This window comes from Stenotrophomonas sp. T8, assembly GCF_051853085.1.
Classification (GTDB): Bacteria; Pseudomonadota; Gammaproteobacteria; order Xanthomonadales; family Xanthomonadaceae; genus Stenotrophomonas; species Stenotrophomonas sepilia.
The window spans coordinates 629245-647604 of the sequence record NZ_CP195329.1 but is presented as its reverse complement, the minus strand read 5'-3'; the positions used below and the strand labels follow the sequence as shown (position 1 = coordinate 647604).

The window sequence follows — 18360 nt, the reverse complement described above, 5'->3', positions numbered from 1 at the left end:
GGACCACCCCTGCTCCCGATACGGGAACAAGGCCTGAAGGCATTAACTCCTGAAAATCTTCACATCTTCACCTGATCGCACCCAGGGACAGGTACGTCAGCGTGTCCCTCAAGGCGAAAACTCCCCGATTTCGCCCGACGAATGGCGGCACTGTGCGACCGGCGGTGCCAGCGGCATGTGAATCGCGCGCGTTATTTTCATGACGCACGTCAAATAAAAGGGGCCAACAGAATGGTTTTGCCGAAAATGCATATCGCTGTATGTGGCGGGGAATCCATCCCCGCCATGAGTAAATAATTCAGCTACTGGAGAGTTTCATCAGCACCAGGCCGGAAACAATCAGCACCGCTGCACCGATCCGCATCGGGCTGACCTGCTCACCCAGGAACACGATGCCGACCACGAACGCGCCGACCGCGCCGATGCCGGTCCAGATCGTATAGGCGGTGCCCAGCGGCAGGCTGCGCATGGCCACCGCCAGCAGCCAGAAGCTGGCGATCATGCCGATGATCGTGACCACGGTGGGGGTGAGCCGGGTGAAGCCTTCGGACTGCTTCATGGATACGGCCCAGACGATTTCCAGCAGGCCGGCAAACAATAGATAGATCCAGGCCATGACGGCCCTCCTCTTGGTAGGGCCAGGCCGTCCTGGTCTTTGATTCCCGATGTGGGGGAGGTCGTTCCTCCTGGCCGGCATTCTAGCAACGGGGGCCACGCCCGGCCGCCGTGGCCAGGAACGGGTTACAGCCGGTTCAGTGCGTGAAGCTGGCGTCGATGGCCCGGCCTGCGCTAGAATGAGGGCCTGCCATCGGTAATCCGATGTGCGGTCCGGCTGTGGTCTCCAGCGCATCGCGCGCTGCTTCCCCTGATCCGTGAACTGGCCGCCCACCGGGCGGCCAACGTCTCTATGGTGGCCCCGTCGGCCCCTCGCGACGCTAGGTCGAAAACCCCGCCAGGGCCGGAAGGCAGCAACGGTATCGATCGACGCGGGCGCCGAGGCCAGCCGGCGGGGCCACCGCCTTTTCCGGCGACGCCCTCGCCTCTGGTAGATGCCAACCCTGGTTGGCGCCCTTTGCCGGGCATGGCCCCGCGCTACTACCGCGCGCGCTCCAGCGCCTCCAGTTCGGCGGCCAGCGCCGCATCGGCGGGCTGGCCGGTCCTGCTCACGGCGGATCCTGCACCAGTACGTGCGGCGCGGTCGGGTCGGCCAGCGGCACGCACTGCCCCGGCTGCGCCACGCGGTGCCCGCGCGCGGCCAGCGCCTGGCCATCGGCCACGCTGGCGTAGTGGTAGAGCATCATCCGCGCCTGCAGTTCGATGCTGTACTCACGCTCCAGGTCGTCCACGCCCGTGTGTGACGGGTTGCCGTGCAGGCCGCAGTCGTGGGCGATCAGTTCGTTGTCGTTGGCGTAGCGCGCCAGCATCTCCGGAATCGGCCGGGTATCGCCGCTCCAGGTCAGCGCGCCCTGCAGGCGCAGGCCATAGGCCGTCTCCGGCCAGTGATGGCGCACCGGAAACACCTCCAGGCGCACCCCCTCATGCCAGAACGCCTCGCCCACCACGATCAGGTGGAAGGCATCCCAGAAATTCGCACCGCCCTCGGCCAGCACGTTCGGATAGTCACCAATGCGCTTGTGCAGCAGCGGCACCACCGTGGCAGGCACGTACAGGCGCACCTTGCCGCGCCGGTTCGCATTGAAGAAAGTGTCCACGAACAGGCGCTCGAAGCCGGCCACATGGTCCAGGTGCACATGGGTGACGAACAGCGCCTGCGGCATGTGCCCGTAGTGCGCCTTGAACGCGGTGAGGCCTTCACCGCCGCAATCGATGGTCAGCCACGGGCGACCACCGCGCTCGATCACCGACATCGGCGATCCCAGCTCGACCGCCGACGCGTTGCCGACGCCGAGGAAACGCAACGACCAGTCCATCAGGTGCCCCGGTTCCAGGCCATGTCATAGGCACGGCGCAGCCGTGCGTAGTCCTTCTGCACGTCTTCCACGCTGCGCTCGCCGCGCAGCTTGACCAGCGAGCGCAGCAACCGCTTGAGGTTGCGTTCGCGCCAGCCGGTGGCCGGGATGCGGATCACCCCACGGTCGAAATCGATCAGCCAGCCATGGCCACTGCCATCGAACAGGATGTTGTGCGCGTTGAGGTCGGCATGGTCCAGGCCGGCACGGTGGAAACGGGCGATCAGCCGCCCGGCCTCCTCCCAGGGCGCGCCGCGGCCCGCAACCAGTGCGCGGTCGGCCAGCGAGCGCACGCCCTCGATCCGTTCCATCAGGATCGCGGCCCGGTAGCGCAGGCCTTCGCGCATGTAGAACGCGGCGATCGGCCGTGGCACCGGCAACTTCTTCTCGCGCAGCGCGCGCATCAAGCGGAATTCGGCGAAGCTGCGGGTCCGGTCCGAGCCGCGCCAGAGGTATTGGTCGAGGCTGATCCGGGCCGCCATGCCGCCGCGCAGGTAGTGGCGCAGCACGCTGGCACCGAACGGCGCATCGACGAACCAGGCGCTGCCGCGGCCGCCCTCGCCCACCGGGCGGGCCTTGCTGCCCCAGTGCTGGGGCGAGAACAGGCCAATATCGGCTTGCCGCAGCCGCTCGCGGTCGAACAGAATGGCCCCGATGCCGCGACCCTCGCGGCATGGCGTCAGCGCTTCATTGGCGTCGAATGCGACCATTTCATTGAGTCTAACAACACATGGCATCAGCGTCCTCCTCCTTGTGCCTCCTGCGCCTGTCCGCACTCGGCGACGTCACCCACGTGGTGCCCCTGGTGCGCACCCTGCAGGCTGCGCGCCCGGACACGCCGATCCACTGGATCATCGACAAGGTTGGCCACAAGCTGCTTGACGGCCTGCCCGGCGTCACCTTCCATGCCTACGACAAGAAGAGCGGCATGGCCGGGGTCAAGGAACTGCGCAGGCAACTGCCACCGGGGCGCTTTGAAGCGCTGTTGCAGATGCAGGTCGCGTTCCGCGCCAACCTGCTGTCGGCCTTCATTCCGGCCGAGCGCCGCATCGGATACGACCGCAGCCGCTCCAAGGACCTGCACGGGCTCTTCATCAACGAGCGTATTCCCGATCGCCCCGGCATCCACGTGCTGGATGCCATCGGCAGCTTCTGCGAGCCGCTGGGCCTGCGCCAGACCGAAGTCAGCTGGGATCTGGCCGTGCCGCCGTCCGCCTTCGAGTGGGCCGCCGCGCAGTGGCAGGACGATGGCCGCCCGGTGCTGATGATCTCACCCTGTTCCAGCCACGTGCGCCGCAACTGGTACGCCGACCGCTACGCCGCGGTGGCCAACCATTCCGTCCAGCGCGGTTGGCGGGTGGTGCTGTGCGGTGGCCGCAGCGAACTGGAGCGCCACATGGCCGATGCGATCCAGGCGCAGCTGCAGACGCCGGCACTGGACCTGGTCGGCAAGGACACGCTCAAGCAGCTGCCCGCCCTACTGGCCCGCGCCAACCTGGTGATGACCCCGGACTCGGGCCCGATGCACATCGCCAACGCAATGGGCACCAAGGTGCTGGGACTGCATGCGGCCAGCAACCCGAACCGCAGTGGCCCGTACTCGGACCGCCGCTACTGCGTGGACCGCTACGACGACGCAGCGCGCAAGTACCTGGCCAAGCAGGCCACCGATCTGAAGTGGGGCACCAAGATCGAATTCGACGATGTAATGGAATTGATCACCGTCGAAGACGGTATCGCCGCCTTCGAACGCTACGTCGCCGACCACCTGGGGTAAGCGGCGGACTGCCCGGGATCACGTGCGCTGCGCGTAATCCTGATAGGACTTCTCTTCCACGTACGCCGAACCCAGCGCCAGGTTGATCGCCTTCTTGATGCGCGCGCGCTCGTCGTTGCGCAGGTAGACGCTGCGCGCCAGGTCGATGAAGCCCTGGTCGAACGCCTGCGCCTTCTCCTTCAGCCGGATGTCGTCCTCGATGTCCCAGAGCTGCTCGTTGACCGCCTTCAGCTCGGCACGCAGCTTGGCGATGTCCTTCACCGCGGCCGGGTGTGCCATCCAGGTCTGCTCCAGCGCCGACAGCTCCCTGCGCACATTGGCCAGCTTGCCCTCGTCGCTGATGCGCTCGGACTTGATCTGCAGGATCGAGATCTTGTCCAGCAGCTCGCCGAAGGAAACGGGGACGAGGATTTCAGCGGTCATCGGGAAAAGCTCCAGCAGGTGATGCGTACATGGTAACCCGCAGCGTCCGCACGGATATCCCGGGTAGATCCACGCCATGCGTGGATGAGCCTGCCAGCAGGAACAGCATCCACGCACCGCGCGGATCTCCCGTGATGCATCTGGAGGACCAAGCCCCTCTGTTGAGGGGCTGCCCCGACAGGGGCGGGGAGAGGCCAGCAAAGGGAGGGGCCCACACGTTGCGCAGCAACGTGTGGGGCGACGCGCGCAAAGCGCGTCGTGTCCCGCGCCAGATCAGGACATGGTCACTACGCCGCAATTCCCGATGTGCATCCACGCATGGCGTGGATTCACGGAGGCATCTGGTGGAACAAGCCCCTCTGTTGAGGGGCTGCCCCGACAGGGGCGGGGAGAGGCCCGCAAAGGGAGGGGCCCACGCGTTGCACAGCAACGTGTGGGGCGACGCGCGCAAAGCGCGTCGTGTTCCGCGCCGGATCAGGACATGGTCACTGCGCCGCAAATCCCGATGTGCATCCATCCATGGCGTGGATTCACGGAGGCATCTGGTGAAACAAGCCCCTCTGTTGAGGGGCTGCCCCGACAGGGGCGGGGAGAGGCCGGCAAAGGGAGGGGCCCACGCGTTGCACAGCAACGTGTGGGGCGACGCGCGCAGAGCGCGTCGCGTCCCGCGCCAGATAAAGAAAAAGGGCTGCCTTTCGGCAGCCCTTTTTCTTTATCTGGCGGAGAGGGGGGGATTGTCGGGTGCATCCATGCACCCGCCCCTTCCGCGCTACGCGCTCCAGGGCCAGCCTACGGCTGTCCGGTTCTGCTCCTGCAGAACCGTCGAACCCCGTCGGGGGTTCTCATCCCCCCGCATCAGAGGTGTCGATCACTACAACAACCGCCTGCATCCCCCGAACGTTGGCCAAGAAAAAAGCCGCCCAGTGGGCGGCTTTTTTCTTTATCTGGCGGAGAGGGGGGGATTGTCGGGTGCATCCATGCACCCGCCCCTTCCGCGCTACGCGCTCCAGGGCCAGCCTACGGCTGTCCGGTTCTGCTCCTGCAGAACCGTCGAACCCCGTCGGGGGTTCTCATCCCCCCGCATCAGAGGTGTCGATCACTACAACAACCGCCTGCATCCCCCGAACGTTGGCCAAGAAAAAAGCCGCCCAGTGGGCGGCTTTTTTCTTTGTCTGGCGGAGAGGGGGGGATTCGAACCCCCGAGGCGCTATAAACGCCTGCCTGATTTCGAGTCAGGTACATTCAACCACTCTGCCACCTCTCCGGGTGGTCCCCGGCGGACCGGGGACGCGCATCATACGAGGAAGCGAGGCCGGCGACAAGTCATTCCGGTCAACGAAGTGAAAATTTCCTGAGTGCATGCCTTGCCGGATGCCTGCAGCCCCCCGATGATGCGTGTCTCCCCAGCAATACCCCGCCCCCCGCACCCCATGATCGAATTCGGACACCTCACCCACCCCGGCCTGCGCCGCGAGCTCAACGAAGACACCTACTACGGTGACAGCGAGCTGGCCCTGTGGCTGGTGGCCGATGGCATGGGCGGCCACGCCTGCGGCGAGGTGGCCAGCGCGCTGGCCCGCGAAACCATCGTGCGCGAGATCCGCCGTGGCGCGCCGCTGGTCCACGCCATCCGCACCGCCGACGAAGAGATCATCCGCGCCTCGCGCCGGCGCAACGACACCCTGCCGATGGGCACCACCGTGGTCGCAGCACGCGTGCACGGCAATCGCTATGAAGTGGCATGGGTCGGCGACAGCCGTGCGTATCTGTGGCGCGATGGCCAGCTGGCGCAGCTCAGCCAGGACCACAGCGTGGTGCAGGAGCTGGTCGCGCAGGGCAACCTGACGGCCGAGCAGGCACGCGCGCATCCGCATCGCAACGTGGTCACCCAGGCGCTGGGCGTGACCGATCCTGCACATCTGAACGTGGCCACCACCAGCGGTGAGCTGCGCCCGGGCATGCAGCTGCTGCTGTGCAGTGACGGTCTGACCGAGGAAGTGGACGACCGCAGCATCGCCCGCACCCTCGCCTTCGACGATGCCAGCGCACAGGAATGCGTGGACACGCTGGTCGCGGCCGCGCTCGACGGCGGTGGCCGCGACAACATCAGCGTGATCCTGGTGCGCTGCCATTAAGCGGCAGATCCACGCCATGCGTGGATACGGCACTGCCGGCCAGCGTCCGGCAGTACCCCATGCCAGGCATTACGCGCTGGCGGGCTCTTCCACCTTCGGGCCATCCCACAAGGCGTAGCCGGCCTTCTTGCGCAGTCGTTCCAGACGCGCGCTGTGCGCTTCCAGCTCAGACGGGGTGGCCACCACGCGTGGGCGCGGCAGCAGTTTGCTGGTATCGAACGCCTGCAGCGCGGCACCGGCGCCACCACCGTCATCGTCGCCCAGGCCGAAGCCGATCTCTTCCTGGCCCGAGGTCAGCGCGATATAGACGTCGCCCAGGATCTGCGCGTCGAGCAGGCCGCCATGCAGCGCACGGTGCGAATTGTCCACGCCCAGGCGCTTGCACAGCGCATCCAGCGAATTACGCTGGCCCGGGAAGCGCTCGCGCGCCATCACCAGGGTATCGATCACCGTGCAGCGATCGGTGATCTTTCCATACTGCGGGCCCAGCAACGACAGCTCGTTGTCGAGGAAGCCCAGGTCGAACGCCGCGTTGTGGATGATCAGCTCGGCGCCATCGATGAAGCCCAGGAATTCATCGGCGATCTGCGCGAAGTCCGGCTTGTCAGCCAGGAACTCCAGGGTCAGGCCGGTGACTTCCTGCGCGCCCTGTTCGAACTCGCAGTCCGGCTTGATGTACTGGTGGTAGTTATTGCCGGTCGGGCGGCGCTTGAACAGCTCCACGCAGCCGATTTCGACGATGCGGTTGCCCTTCTTCCACTCCAGGCCGGTGGTTTCGGTATCGAGGATGATCTGACGCATGGGCTCAGTTTACCGGGCTGGCGTCGCGGATCCGGATGGCCGCGTTGCGCGCCAGGGTATCCACCCGCTCATTGTCCGGATCGCCGGAGTGGCCCTTCACCCAGCGCCAGTCGATCTGGTGCCGCAGCGTGGCCGCATGCAGGCGCTCCCACAGCTCGCGGTTCTTCACCGGGTCACCGCCGGCGGTCTTCCAGTTCTTGCGGATCCAGCCGGGCATCCATTGGGTCAGGCCCTGCCGCACATACTGCGAATCGGTGTAGAGCACGATGTTGCACGGCTCGGTCAGCGTTTCCAGGCCGGAAATGGCCGCCATCAGCTCCATCCGGTTGTTGGTGGTGTGCGCTTCGCCGCCGCTCAGTTCACGCTCGTGGCCCTTGTAGCGCAGCAGTGCAGCCCAGCCGCCGGGGCCGGGATTGCCAAGGCAGGAACCGTCGGTGTGGATTTCAATGGTTTTCAATACAACTCCAGATCAGGTAGCAACGGTGCCGTGCCAACGCACCGGCAACGGTTTCGGCCCGGGCAGGGCCAGCGTTCGCTTTTCAGCATGGAACAGGCAGGCTGCGCGCAGTGGCGACCAACCGCCCGCGCGACGGCTGCCGGCGCCGCGCCAGAGCGGGCCGAGGAAACGCATATCGTCGCACTCCAGCCCGTGGCGGCCGAGCAGCAGGCGGATCCGCTGCGGCGTGCGCACCACCAGCCCGTGCTGGCGCCAGTGCGTGCGGTAAGGGCTGAACGGGTTGAGGCTGCTCAGCCACAGGTGGCCACCCGGCATCAGCACGCGCTCGCACTCATCGAGCAACCGATCAGCGTCGGCTGCGGTGACATGCTGCAGCACGACCGCATTGACGCTTTCATTGGCCAGCGGCAGCGGCAACGCACAGCGGGTGTCGCCGGCATAGCCGTGCCCCTGCCGGTACAGGCGCAGGCCGCGCCCGCCAAGCTGCGCATCGTCCAGCCATGCGGCACTCGGCGCGATCCACAGCCAGGGCTGCACCGGCAGCAACGACAGCTGCGGCAGCAGCAGTTGCCGCTCCAGAACGCGCAGGGCTTCCGCCGGTTCGCTGTCGAACCACGGGGTCTGGCTCGCTTGACGGGTGCTCTGCAGCGCGGGCATGGTCCAATTCTATGCGACTGACTGCCCTGCCCGCATTTGCGGACAACTACATCTGGACCTTGATCGACGACGACGGCGCCGCCGTGGTCGTCGATCCCGGCGATGCCGCGCCGGTGCTTGCGCTCGCCGATCAGGGCCTGCGCGTGGACACGATCCTGCTCACCCATCATCACGATGACCACATCGGTGGCGTGCCCGTGCTGCAGGCACGTTTTCCCGGAGTCCGGGTGATCGCGCCCGTCGAGGAGCGCATCCCCACGGCAACCGAACGGGTCGGCGAAGGTGAACGCGTTCAGGCACTGGGCCGGGCGTTCCACGTACTATCCGTGCCCGGGCATACCCGCAGCCACATCGCGTTTCACACTGCTGAACATCTTTTCAGCGGAGATTCGTTGTTCAGCCTGGGCTGTGGACGCCTGTTCGAAGGTACGCCGTCCCAGCTGCTGGCATCGATGCGCAAGCTGGGTACCTTGCCCGCGCAACTGCTGCTTTGTTGCGCTCATGAGTACACCGTGTCAAATGCCGTCTTCGCGCGGCATGTCGACCCCGCCAACGCTGCCTTGCGGCAGCGCCAAGAGGAGGCTTTGGCCATGCGCCGCGATGACCGTTCCACCCTGCCGGTAACCCTGGCCAACGAATTCGACTGCAATCCGTTCCTGCGTGTGCACACGGCGCCGATCCGCGCGTCGGTGTCGGCACACCTGGGCCGTGACGTCGTTGACGACGTCGACGTGATGGCCGGTCTCCGGCACTGGAAAGACGGCTTCCGCGCATGATGCGCCGAAGTCTGCCGCTGGCCCTGGGCCTGGTCCTGGGGCTGGCCGGAACCGCCGGCGCCCAGTCGCTGGGCGCTGGCATCGGCCAGAACCTGACCGCCGCCGCCGCCCTGCCGCTGGATCCGGCCGCGTTGCCGGCCGCGTCGGTCCGCAACGGCCAGGAGATCTTCTCCAGCTTCCGCGATGGCCTGGCCGAGCCCACCTGCAATGCCGAGGCCACCAGCCCGCGCTGGCAGAAGCAGTTCGCCCACGCCCCGTCGCGCCTGGCCAACCAGGATGACGATGCACTGGTGCTGTTCGGCTATGTGGTCGAAGAACTGCGCAAGGCCAACCTGCCCACCGAGTTCGCACTGATTCCCTTCGTGGAAAGCGGCTACCGGCCCAATGCCCGCAACGGCAGCGGCCCAACCGGCCTGTGGCAGTTCATCGCCACCACCGCGCGCAATCACCGCGTGCCCATGGCCAACGGCTACGACGGCCGCCTGTCGGCGGTCGATTCCACCCAGGCCGCAGTGCGCTACCTGAAAACCCTGCACGGCATGTTCGGCGGCGACTGGCGCCTGGCCACCATGGCCTACAACGCCGGCGAGTACCGCGTGCTGCAATCCATGCGCAAGGCCGGCATGAACGCGCAGAACGCCAAGCCCTCGGCGCTGCCCGGCCTGTCGCCGGTCACCCATGCCTACGTCGAGAAGCTGCATGCCCTGGCCTGCGTGCTGGAAGACGTGGAAGACCAGCCAGGTGTCATGGCCTCGCTGGACCGCACCGTACCCGTACTGAAGGACCACACCCTGCCCGCCGGCACCAGCGTCCAGCAGTGGGCCGCACAGCGCGCCCTGGACCCGGCCAGGATCGTCCGTCTCAACCCCGCCCTGGCGGGCGGTGGACGCGTCTCGTCCGGCACCACCCGCGTGCTGGCGCCGGTCTCGGCCGCCAGCGCGACCGTGGCGGACACCGCCACCGCACTGGTGGCCAGTAGCGTACCTGCTGCCGCCGCCTCGCCAACGCCGCAGGTCGCCAAGACCGTGGCCGCGATCGCCGATCGTCCGCGCAGCCGTCGCCACACCGTGCGTGATGGTGAATCGGCCTGGACCATCGCCCGCCGCTATGGCATGCCGGTCAAGGCGCTTCTGTCGCTGAACGGCCTGAGCGGCAGCAGCGTGCTGAAGCCGGGCGCCGTGTTGCGCGTCGAAGACTGACGCGCAGGCCAGGCCCTCCTGTAGAGCCGAGCCCCTGCTCGGCTTTTTTCTTGCCTGCGACTTGTCGGGGTTCATGGCCAGCCGAGCATGGGCTCGGCTCTACAATTCAATTTCCAGCAGCGCCCGCACAAAAAAAAAGGCCCGGCAATGCCGGGCCTTCTTCGATCTGCTCGCCGCGAGGCTTACAGGTTCGCTTCGGTGGTCTGGATCATGAACTTCTTGCGCATCGCCTCGATGTAGGCCTTGGCCGCGGCCATGCCGTCGATCTGGCTCAGTTGTTCCTTCAGCTGCTTCTGCTGCTCTGCAGTCACTTCCTTGATGTCGCCCGGATTGACCTTGTTCACCGCGAACAGCAGCGCGTGACCATTGACGTCGACCTTGCCATAGCTCGGCTTGCCTTCAGCCGGCACCGGCGCACTGAAGATCGCGCGGTTGATTTCCGGGGTCGGCACCGGCTGGCTGCGCGGCAGGCCCGGCATCGGGCTCAGCTGCAGCTTCTCGCTGGCGGCCAGCGACTGCAGGGTGGCGCCCGCCTTCAGCTTGGCCAGGATGGCATCGGCGGCCTTGTCGCTGGCCTGGCGCTGGCGATCAGCACGGATCGCAGCGATCACCTGTTCGCGGGCCTTGTCCAGCGGCAGGGCCTGTTCCGGGGTGTGTGCAGCCACACGGATGACCACGCTGTGGTTGGTCGCGCCGCCCAGGGCGATCGGGTCACTGGCGGTACCGTCCTGCACCAGCACGTCGGAGAAGGCGGCACGCAGCACGGCCGGGTCAGCGGCGATGCCGCTGGCGGTCGCGCGGGTGATCGGGCCCAGGGTCTGCAGCGGCAGGTTCACTTCCTTGGCGGCGGCCGCCAGGTCGCTCGGGCTCTTGTTGATGGCATCGACCAGGCGACCGGCCAGTTCGTTGAAGCCGCGCTCGCCGTCGGCCTTCAGCTGCTCGGCAGCCAGCGTGTCACGCACTTCCTCGAACGACTTGCCTTCGCCGCCGCGTACCGCGGCCACTTTGATGATGTGGTATCCGAACTCGGTCTTGACCGGACCGATCACGTCGCCGGCCTTGGCCGCGAACAGGGCATCGTCAAACGGCTTGCCCATCGCGCCACGCTCCACCCAGCCCAGGTCACCGCCCTGGTCCTTGGAGCCTGGATCCTCGGAGTTGGCCTTGGCCAGGGCTGCGAAGTCGGCATCGGCCGCCTTTGCCTGGGCCAGCAGCTTGTTCGCCTTGGCCTCAGCACCGGCGCCGGTAATCAGGATGTGGGCGGCCTGGCGCTGCTCCGGAGAGGTGAACTTTGCCTTTTCCTCTTCATAGCGCTTGCGCAGGGTCGCTTCATCGGCCGGGGTCGGTGCCGGCAGGTTCGCACCGTTGATCTCGACGTACTCAAGCGACACGCTCTCGGCCTGGCGGAAATCCTTGCCGTGGCTGTCGTACCACTTCTTGATCTGATCATCGGTGACCGGCGCGGTATCGGCCGGTACGGGCGGCAACGCGGCCAGCTCGACGTCGCGGGTTTCGCCCAGCAGCTTCAACAGGCGCTCGGTCTCGGCCTGGGTGACGAAGCCGGAGCTCTGCAGGCCCGATGGGATCACCGACTGCTGCAGGCTCTCACGCACCAGTTCCTGGAACTGGGTCGGGGTACGCGGCGGATTGCCACCGGCCAATGCCAGGCGGTAGTTGTTCTCGTTGAACTTGCCGTTCGAATCGAGGAACGCCGGCATGGTCGCGATGTACTCGCGCACCGCGCCGTCGCCGATCACCACGCCCGCCTGTTCACCGACCAGACGCACGACCTGTTCGTCGATCAGCTGATCGAGCACGGCCATCTTGTTCTCGGTGCTCTCGAACGCGCGCGGGTCGAAGTTGTCGCCCTGCTGCTGGCGCTCACGCATGCGCTCCTGCTCGAAACGCGTGCGGAAATCCTGCGAGCTGATCTCATGGTGCTGCCACAGCATGCGCACCGGCCACCACGACGGCGCCGAACGCCACCAGGTGGGCGGCGCGGAAACCTTGGCCACGTTCTGTGCGCCAACGCCACCGAGGTAGCTGTTGTCGATCACGAACAGGAACGGAATCATCAGCAGCCCCAGGATCACGGTGACGATCCAGCCTGAGGTCTTGTCGCGGAGTTTCTGCAGCATGGTGAGGAATCACAAGGCCTGATTGGCGAGCCCGGCAGTGTAACCCGCTTCGCCGCAGGGACCAAAAGCAGCACCGACGCGGCCTGCGCCCACTTGCGCAGGCAGGCACCACCAGTGCGTCGGCCAACTCCACATCCTGGCGCAAAGAAAAAGCCCCCGGCTTGCGCCGAGGGCTTTTAGAGTTGGCGGAGCGGACGGGACTCGAACCCGCGACCTCCGGCGTGACAGGCCAGCATTCTAACCAGCTGAACTACCGCTCCGCGCTTGAACTTTGCAGGCGCCCAGTATATCCGAAGACTCTCTGGAAACCCAGCCCGATGAACACTTTTTTCAAAGTTTTTTCACAGGGACTTAAGAAGTCTGCAATGGCGGAGCGGACGGGACTCGAACCCGCGACCTCCGGCGTGACAGGCCAGCATTCTAACCAGCTGAACTACCGCTCCGTTCTTGCAAAGACTTTTTCGCCTTCCTCCGAACCTCTCGGTGAGAAGACAAGGCCCCCAGCCTTGAACCGGGGGCCTTGATGTACTGGCGGAGCGGACGGGACTCGAACCCGCGACCTCCGGCGTGACAGGCCAGCATTCTAACCAGCTGAACTACCGCTCCGCGTTGTTACCTTTTTGCTTTCAGCCGGCCTGGACCGGGGAGAAAACAAAGCCTCCAGCTTTTGGCCGGAGGCCTCGTTGAATGGCGGAGCGGACGGGACTCGAACCCGCGACCTCCGGCGTGACAGGCCAGCATTCTAACCAGCTGAACTACCGCTCCACACTCAAACTTTTACCGCGGTGCTGTGGTGGGTGCTGAGGGTTTCGAACCCCCGACCCTCTCCGTGTAAAGGAGACGCTCTACCGCTGAGCTAAGCACCCCAGCGAGCCGCTTAGTTTACAGCATCCTTCAGGGCCTTGCCAGCCTTGAACGACGGATTCTTCGAAGCAGCGATCTTGATGGTGTCGCCGGTCTTCGGGTTGCGGCCGGTGCGGGCAGCACGGTCGCGGACCTGGAAGGTACCGAAGCCAACCAGAGTGACCGCATCGCCGTCCTTCAGCGCCTTGGTGATGGCAGCAACGACGGCATCGACAGCGCGGCTGGACTCTGCCTTGGTCAGGTCGGCAGCTTCAGCAACGGCATCGATCAATTCGGTCTTGTTCATTCTCTACAACTCCTTTGGCGGTGGGTTCCGCTTATTCGACAGGGAAGCAACCGCACGCCATCTGCATGCGGCCGCCATGTGGAAACGGTTCGCCGAATCCAGCGATCACCAGGCTGCGACCACTCATTCGCGAGTGCTGCTTTTATACCAGTGGCCCTACCCCCACGCAAGCTGGAAAGCCAGCAACGACGCGGGTTTCGGGCCATTGGACAGCGCGCGTCAATGCTTGACGCGCGCGTTTCCACTCGGTTTGGCCTTGCTGCGCACCGTGACACGCTGCGCACTCTTGCGCGCCTTCTTCGGTGCCAACGGACGCTCCAGCGCCAGGTCCAGGACTTCTTCGATGTACTTCACCGGCACGATCTTCAGATCGCGGGTGACGTTGGCCGGGATGTCGGCCAGGTCCTTGCGGTTCTCTTCCGGGATGATGACCGTGCGGATGCCGCCACGCAGTGCGGCCAGCAGCTTCTCCTTCAGGCCACCGATGGCAGTGACTCGACCGCGCAGGGTGATCTCGCCGGTCATCGCCACGTCGGCGCGCACCGGCACCTTGGTCAGCATCGACACCAGCGAGGTGACCATCGCCGCGCCGGCACTCGGGCCATCCTTCGGCGTGGCGCCATCGGGCACGTGCAGGTGCACGTCATGCTTCTGCAGGAAGTCGCTGTCGATGCCAAAGCCCACGGCGCGCGAACGCACCACCGACAGCGCGGCCGACGCCGATTCCTTCATCACGTTGCCGAGCTGGCCGGTCAGGATCAGCTGGCCCTTGCCCGGCACCAGGGTCGATTCGATCTGCAGCAGGTCGCCACCGACTTCGGTCCAGGCCAGGCCGGTGACCAGGCCGATTTCATTCTCTTCCTCGGCACGGCCGAAGTCGAAGCGACGCACGCCCAGGTACTTGTCCAGGTTCTTGCTGGACACATTGACCAGCGCCTTGGGCTTCTTCGCACCCTTCTTCGCCTTCACCGGCTGCGGGCCGGCCAGCGCGATCTCCTTCACCACCTTGCGGCAGATCTTGGCGATCTCGCGTTCCAGGTTACGCACGCCCGATTCGCGCGTGTAGTAGCGCACGATGTCCTGGATGGCGTCACTGCCGATTTCCAGCTCTTCCGGCTGCAGGCCGTTGGCCTTGACCTGCTTCGGCACCAGGTAGCGGGTCGCGATGTTGAGCTTCTCATCCTCGGTGTAGCCGGGGATGCGGATCACTTCCATGCGGTCCAGCAGCGGGCCGGGAATGTTGAGCGAGTTCGAGGTGGCCACGAACATCACTTCGGACAGGTCCAGGTCCACTTCCAGGTAGTGGTCGTTGAATGCGTTGTTCTGCTCCGGATCGAGCACTTCCAGCAGCGCCGAAGACGGATCGCCACGGAAGTCCATCGACATCTTGTCGATCTCGTCGAGCACGAACAGCGGGTTCTTGCTGCCGACCTTGTTGAGGTTCTGCACGATGCGGCCCGGCATCGAACCGACGTAGGTACGACGGTGGCCACGGATTTCGGCCTCGTCGCGCACGCCGCCCAGCGACATGCGCACGAACTTGCGGTTGGTGGCCTTGGCAATCGACTGGCCCAGCGAGGTCTTGCCCACGCCCGGCGGCCCGACCAGGCACAGGATCGGGCCCTTCATCTGCTTCACGCGCGACTGCACCGCTAGGTATTCAAGAATGCGCTCCTTGACCTTCTCCAGGCCGTAGTGGTCGGCATCGAGCGTATCCTGCGCGACCTTCAGGTCCTTGCGCACCTTGCTGCGCTTCTTCCACGGCACGCCCAGCAGCCACTCCAGGTAGTTGCGCACGACGGCGGCTTCGGCCGACATCGGCGACATCTGCTTGAGCTTGTTCAGTTCATTGCGCGCCTTGGCTTCAACCGCCTTCGGCATGCCGGCCTCGGCAATCTTGCGGGCCAGTTCTTCCAGCTCGCCCGGCGCGTCGTCCAGGTCACCCAGTTCCTTCTGGATGGCCTTCATCTGTTCGTTGAGGTAATACTCGCGCTGGCTCTTCTCCATCTGCGACTTCACGCGGCCGCGGATGCGCTTCTCCATCTGCTGCACGTCGATCTCGCCGTCGACCAGCCCGACCAGCATCTCCAGGCGATCACCGACGGCCAGCGTTTCCAGCAGGCGCTGCTTGTCGGCCAGGCGCACGCTGATGTGCGCAGCGATGGTGTCGGCCAGGCGCGCCGGCTCATCGATGCCCGACAGCGTCTGCAGCAGCTCCGGCGGCAGCTTGCGGTTGGTCTTCACGTACTGCTCGAACAGCGACATCAGCGAGCGGGCAATCGCCTCGACCTCGCGCGCCTCGCGCTCGTCGGTGGCGTCGATCTCCACGGCCTGGCCATGCAGCGAGCCGTCGCGCTCGTCGACGTGGGTGACCTGCACGCGCGACAGGCCTTCAACCAGCACCTTGATGGTGCCGTCGGGCAGCTTCAGCAGCTGCAGCACCTGCGCCAGCGTACCGACCTGGTAGAGGTCGGCCGCATGCGGGTCGTCGGTTTCGGCCGACTTCTGCGCCAGCAGCAGGATGCGCTTGTCCGCCTCCATTGCCTGTTCGAGCGCGTGCATGGACTTGTCACGGCCGACGAACAGCGGGATGACCATGTGCGGGAACACCACTACGTCGCGCAGCGGCAGGACCGGCAGGTCGAGGGTTTCACTTGGGGAACGGGCCATGGGGGCTCCAGGGAAGGGGGAAAACCGCCTCCGGGAGGGCATCTTCCGGAGACAAAAAAAGCCGATGGCCCCGTTATGGGGCCATCGGCTTTCAGATGCAAGGCATTCCTTGAAAATCCTTTCCAATCAACAACCTGGAAGGATCACTCGGCGCCTGCGGCCTTCTGTTCAGGGGCCGCCGGGGTCTGGTAGATCAGGTACGGCTCGGACTTGTGCTCGATCACCGATTCGTCCACGACCACCTTGCTGACGTTCTCCTGCGACGGCAGGTCGTACATGGTGTCCAGCAGGACCGATTCGACGATGGTGCGCAGGCCACGGGCGCCGGTCTTGCGCTTGAGCGCCTTCCTGGCGATGGCCGACAACGCGTCCGGACGGAACTCCAGCTCCACGTTTTCCATCTCGAACAGCTTCTTGAACTGCTTGGTGATAGCGTTCTTCGGCTCGGTCAGGATCTTGATCAGGGCCGGCTCGTCCAGCTCCTCCAGGGTCGCGACCACCGGCAGGCGGCCGACGAACTCGGGAATCAGGCCGAACTTGATCAGGTCTTCCGGCTCGACTTCCGCCAGCACCTTGCCCACTTCCTGCTTGCGCTCGCTGCTCTTCACCTTGGCACCGAAGCCGATGCTGCCGACGTCGGTGGAACGCGCCTGGATCACCTTGTCCAGCCCGGCGAACGCGCCGCCGCAGATGAACAGGATGTTCTTGGTGTCCACCTGCAGGAATTCCTGCTGCGGGTGCTTGCGGCCGCCCTGCGGCGGAACGCTGGCCACGGTACCTTCGATCAGCTTCAGCAGGGCCTGCTGCACGCCTTCGCCGGACACATCGCGGGTAATCGACGGGTTCTCGCTCTTGCGCGAGATCTTGTCGATTTCATCGATGTAGACGATGCCCTGCTGCGCCTTCTCGACGTCGTAGTCGCACTTCTGCAGCAGCTTCTGGATGATGTTCTCCACGTCCTCGCCCACGTAACCGGCTTCGGTCAGCGTGGTGGCGTCGGCCATGGTGAACGGCACGTTGAGCAGGCGGGCCAGGGTCTCGGCCAGCAGCGTCTTGCCCGAACCGGTCGGGCCGACCAGCAGGATGTTCGACTTCGCCAGTTCGACGTCGTCGTTCTTCTGCCGGCTCTCGATGCGCTTGTAGTGGTTGTACACGGCCACTGCCAGCGTGCGCTTGGCACGGTTCTGGCCGATCACGTACTGGTCGAGGACCTCGAGGATCTCGCGCGGCTTGGGCAGCGAACTGCGCGCCGACTGCGCCTTTTCCTCAAGTTCCTCACGGATGATGTCGTTGCACAGCTCCACGCACTCATCGCAGATGAACACGCTCGGACCCGCAATCAGCTTGCGCACTTCATGCTGGCTCTTGCCGCAGAAAGAGCAGTAGAGGATCTTGCCGGTGTCCGTGGAACGACCTTGGCGGTCTTCGCTCATGCTTCGCTTACCCAGTTACCCCACCCGCTGAACGGGGGTTCGATTCGAGAATAGCACAGGGCCGAGGGGACACCAGTCCCACCCGACCCTGCAGGAACGAGGCCTCCCTGGCCCCGTGAAGGCCGGTCAACCGGCCTGGATCGACTCATCCGGACGACGCTCCAGGACCTGGTCGACCAGACCGTAGGCCTGCGCCTCGAAGGCGCTCTTGAAGTTGTCGCGCTCGGTGTCACGGGCGATCGTCTCCAGCGACTGGCCGGTGTGCTTGGCCAGCACCTCGTTCAGGCGCGAACGCAGGGTCAGGATCTCGCGCGCGTGGATGTCGATGTCGGTGGCCTGGCCCTGGTAGCCACCCAGCGGCTGATGGATCATCACGCGCGAGTTCGGCAGCGCATAGCGCTTGCCGGCTTCGCCCGCGGCCAGCAGCAGGGCGCCCATCGAGGCGGCCTGGCCGATGCAGGTGGTGCTCACATTCGGCTTGATGTACTGCATGGTGTCGTAGATCGCCATGCCGGCGGTGACCACGCCACCCGGCGAGTTGATGTAGATGTTGATGTCCTTCTCCGGGTTTTCCGATTCCAGGAACAGCAACTGCGCCACCACCACGTTGGCCATGTGATCGTCGATCGGGCCCACGAGGAAGATCAGGCGCTCCTTCAACAGGCGCGAATAGATGTCGTAGGCACGCTCGCCGCGGCTGGTCTGCTCGACCACCATCGGAACCAGGTTCAGGGCTTTGGTTCGGTTGTCCATTACGTGAGGTACCTATCTTGG

The 18360-nt window shown here is 65.4% G+C and carries 16 protein-coding genes, 6 tRNA genes and 1 other RNA gene; 5 read left to right on the top strand and 18 right to left on the bottom strand.

Annotated features, from left to right (window positions below):
- Positions 1-298 precede the first annotated feature (298 nt).
- Positions 299-616 (bottom strand): DMT family transporter, encoded by a 318-nt coding sequence (locus ACSDHM_RS03055; protein ID WP_005415486.1) that lies wholly within the window; start codon positions 614-616, stop codon positions 299-301.
- A gap of 300 nt (positions 617-916) precedes the next feature.
- Here ACSDHM_RS03055 and ffs point away from each other — a divergent pair.
- Positions 917-1007: signal recognition particle sRNA small type (gene ffs / locus ACSDHM_RS03050), an RNA gene on the top strand.
- A 156-nt stretch (positions 1008-1163) separates the two neighbouring features.
- On the opposite strand, the gene ACSDHM_RS03045 is transcribed toward ffs, so the two are convergent.
- Complete coding sequence (locus ACSDHM_RS03045; RefSeq protein ID WP_072168256.1) at positions 1164-1931, bottom strand: MBL fold metallo-hydrolase; 768 nt, start codon at positions 1929-1931, stop codon at positions 1164-1166.
- Complete coding sequence (locus ACSDHM_RS03040; RefSeq protein ID WP_072168257.1) at positions 1931-2680, bottom strand: 3-deoxy-D-manno-octulosonic acid kinase; 750 nt, start codon at positions 2678-2680, stop codon at positions 1931-1933. Before ACSDHM_RS03040 ends, ACSDHM_RS03045 begins: the two co-directional genes overlap by 1 nt.
- A gap of 20 nt (positions 2681-2700) precedes the next feature.
- On the opposite strand from ACSDHM_RS03040, the gene ACSDHM_RS03035 reads away from it, so the two are divergent.
- Positions 2701-3747: a glycosyltransferase family 9 protein gene (locus tag ACSDHM_RS03035; RefSeq protein WP_088497821.1), complete on the top strand. Its 1047-nt coding sequence runs from the start codon at positions 2701-2703 to the stop codon at positions 3745-3747.
- A gap of 18 nt (positions 3748-3765) precedes the next feature.
- Here the strand turns inward: ACSDHM_RS03035 and ACSDHM_RS03030 are convergent, their stop codons facing one another.
- Positions 3766-4170, bottom strand: a complete 405-nt coding sequence (locus tag ACSDHM_RS03030; RefSeq protein ID WP_005415482.1) for a DUF6165 family protein — start codon at positions 4168-4170, stop codon at positions 3766-3768.
- 1173 nt (positions 4171-5343) lie between these two features.
- Positions 5344-5434 (bottom strand) — tRNA-Ser (locus tag ACSDHM_RS03025).
- Between the two features lie 166 nt (positions 5435-5600).
- Here ACSDHM_RS03025 and ACSDHM_RS03020 point away from each other — a divergent pair.
- Positions 5601-6305 carry a PP2C family protein-serine/threonine phosphatase gene (locus ACSDHM_RS03020; protein ID WP_072168259.1) on the top strand — a complete coding sequence of 235 codons (705 nt, stop codon included), beginning with the start codon at positions 5601-5603 and terminating at the stop codon, positions 6303-6305.
- Positions 6306-6374: 69 nt separating this feature from the next.
- Here ACSDHM_RS03020 and dnaQ read toward each other — a convergent pair whose 3' ends face one another.
- Genes dnaQ through ACSDHM_RS03005 form a run of 3 tightly spaced genes read right to left on the bottom strand, consistent with a single transcriptional unit; the run spans position 6375 to position 8220 of the window.
- Positions 6375-7106: a DNA polymerase III subunit epsilon gene (gene dnaQ, locus ACSDHM_RS03015; RefSeq protein ID WP_439426645.1), complete on the bottom strand. Its 732-nt coding sequence runs from the start codon at positions 7104-7106 to the stop codon at positions 6375-6377.
- Positions 7107-7110: 4 nt separating this feature from the next.
- Positions 7111-7563, bottom strand: coding sequence for a ribonuclease HI (gene rnhA / locus ACSDHM_RS03010; protein ID WP_088496270.1), 453 nt, complete (start codon positions 7561-7563; stop codon positions 7111-7113).
- Between the two features lie 12 nt (positions 7564-7575).
- A complete protein-coding gene (locus ACSDHM_RS03005) occupies positions 7576-8220 on the bottom strand; it encodes a methyltransferase domain-containing protein (RefSeq protein ID WP_061479955.1) in 645 nt (214 codons plus the stop codon).
- A gap of 11 nt (positions 8221-8231) precedes the next feature.
- On the opposite strand from ACSDHM_RS03005, the gene gloB reads away from it, so the two are divergent.
- Together gloB and ACSDHM_RS02995 are read left to right on the top strand one after the other, a co-directional pair.
- Entirely contained in the window at positions 8232-8996 is a 765-nt protein-coding gene (gene gloB, locus ACSDHM_RS03000) for a hydroxyacylglutathione hydrolase (RefSeq protein WP_180869541.1), read from the top strand.
- Positions 8993-10195 carry a lytic transglycosylase domain-containing protein gene (locus ACSDHM_RS02995; RefSeq protein ID WP_072168262.1) on the top strand — a complete coding sequence of 401 codons (1203 nt, stop codon included), beginning with the start codon at positions 8993-8995 and terminating at the stop codon, positions 10193-10195. Before gloB ends, ACSDHM_RS02995 begins: the two co-directional genes overlap by 4 nt.
- A 182-nt stretch (positions 10196-10377) precedes the next feature.
- Here ACSDHM_RS02995 and ACSDHM_RS02990 read toward each other — a convergent pair whose 3' ends face one another.
- The 10 genes from ACSDHM_RS02990 to clpP form a co-directional block, all read right to left on the bottom strand.
- The gene (locus tag ACSDHM_RS02990) at positions 10378-12333 is read right to left on the bottom strand and encodes a peptidyl-prolyl cis-trans isomerase (protein ID WP_439426644.1); all 1956 of its coding nucleotides are present in this window, start codon (positions 12331-12333) and stop codon (positions 10378-10380) included.
- Positions 12334-12516: 183 nt separating this feature from the next.
- Positions 12517-12593, bottom strand: a tRNA-Asp gene (locus ACSDHM_RS02985).
- Between the two features lie 106 nt (positions 12594-12699).
- Positions 12700-12776 (bottom strand) — tRNA-Asp (locus ACSDHM_RS02980).
- A gap of 86 nt (positions 12777-12862) precedes the next feature.
- A tRNA-Asp gene (locus tag ACSDHM_RS02975) sits at positions 12863-12939 on the bottom strand.
- A gap of 82 nt (positions 12940-13021) precedes the next feature.
- Positions 13022-13098, bottom strand: a tRNA-Asp gene (locus tag ACSDHM_RS02970).
- Positions 13099-13124: 26 nt separating this feature from the next.
- Positions 13125-13199: transfer RNA gene (locus tag ACSDHM_RS02965), tRNA-Val, on the bottom strand.
- 11 nt (positions 13200-13210) lie between these two features.
- Positions 13211-13483, bottom strand: a complete 273-nt coding sequence (locus tag ACSDHM_RS02960) for an HU family DNA-binding protein (protein WP_005408270.1) — start codon at positions 13481-13483, stop codon at positions 13211-13213.
- A gap of 219 nt (positions 13484-13702) precedes the next feature.
- Entirely contained in the window at positions 13703-16153 is a 2451-nt protein-coding gene (lon, locus tag ACSDHM_RS02955; protein ID WP_072168264.1) for an endopeptidase La, read from the bottom strand.
- Positions 16154-16296: 143 nt separating this feature from the next.
- Positions 16297-17586 carry an ATP-dependent Clp protease ATP-binding subunit ClpX gene (gene clpX, locus ACSDHM_RS02950; RefSeq protein ID WP_004154600.1) on the bottom strand — a complete coding sequence of 430 codons (1290 nt, stop codon included), beginning with the start codon at positions 17584-17586 and terminating at the stop codon, positions 16297-16299.
- A 126-nt stretch (positions 17587-17712) separates the two neighbouring features.
- The gene (gene clpP / locus ACSDHM_RS02945) at positions 17713-18339 is read right to left on the bottom strand and encodes an ATP-dependent Clp endopeptidase proteolytic subunit ClpP (protein WP_004146318.1); all 627 of its coding nucleotides are present in this window, start codon (positions 18337-18339) and stop codon (positions 17713-17715) included.
- Positions 18340-18360 lie beyond the last annotated feature (21 nt).

Coding starts and splice junctions, on each gene's coding strand:
- ACSDHM_RS03055 (WP_005415486.1), bottom strand. CDS start 616: ATGGCCTGGATCTATCTATTGTTTGCCGGCCTGCTGGAAATCGTCTGG.
- ACSDHM_RS03045 (WP_072168256.1), bottom strand. CDS start 1,931: ATGGACTGGTCGTTGCGTTTCCTCGGCGTCGGCAACGCGTCGGCGGTC.
- ACSDHM_RS03040 (WP_072168257.1), bottom strand. CDS start 2,680: ATGGTCGCATTCGACGCCAATGAAGCGCTGACGCCATGCCGCGAGGGT.
- ACSDHM_RS03035 (WP_088497821.1), top strand. CDS start 2,701: ATGGCATCAGCGTCCTCCTCCTTGTGCCTCCTGCGCCTGTCCGCACTC.
- ACSDHM_RS03030 (WP_005415482.1), bottom strand. CDS start 4,170: ATGACCGCTGAAATCCTCGTCCCCGTTTCCTTCGGCGAGCTGCTGGAC.
- ACSDHM_RS03020 (WP_072168259.1), top strand. CDS start 5,601: ATGATCGAATTCGGACACCTCACCCACCCCGGCCTGCGCCGCGAGCTC.
- dnaQ (WP_439426645.1), bottom strand. CDS start 7,106: ATGCGTCAGATCATCCTCGATACCGAAACCACCGGCCTGGAGTGGAAG.
- ACSDHM_RS03005 (WP_061479955.1), bottom strand. CDS start 8,220: ATGCCCGCGCTGCAGAGCACCCGTCAAGCGAGCCAGACCCCGTGGTTC.
- gloB (WP_180869541.1), top strand. CDS start 8,232: ATGCGACTGACTGCCCTGCCCGCATTTGCGGACAACTACATCTGGACC.
- ACSDHM_RS02995 (WP_072168262.1), top strand. CDS start 8,993: ATGATGCGCCGAAGTCTGCCGCTGGCCCTGGGCCTGGTCCTGGGGCTG.
- ACSDHM_RS02990 (WP_439426644.1), bottom strand. CDS start 12,333: ATGCTGCAGAAACTCCGCGACAAGACCTCAGGCTGGATCGTCACCGTG.
- ACSDHM_RS02960 (WP_005408270.1), bottom strand. CDS start 13,483: ATGAACAAGACCGAATTGATCGATGCCGTTGCTGAAGCTGCCGACCTG.
- lon (WP_072168264.1), bottom strand. CDS start 16,153: ATGGCCCGTTCCCCAAGTGAAACCCTCGACCTGCCGGTCCTGCCGCTG.
- clpX (WP_004154600.1), bottom strand. CDS start 17,586: ATGAGCGAAGACCGCCAAGGTCGTTCCACGGACACCGGCAAGATCCTC.
- clpP (WP_004146318.1), bottom strand. CDS start 18,339: ATGGACAACCGAACCAAAGCCCTGAACCTGGTTCCGATGGTGGTCGAG.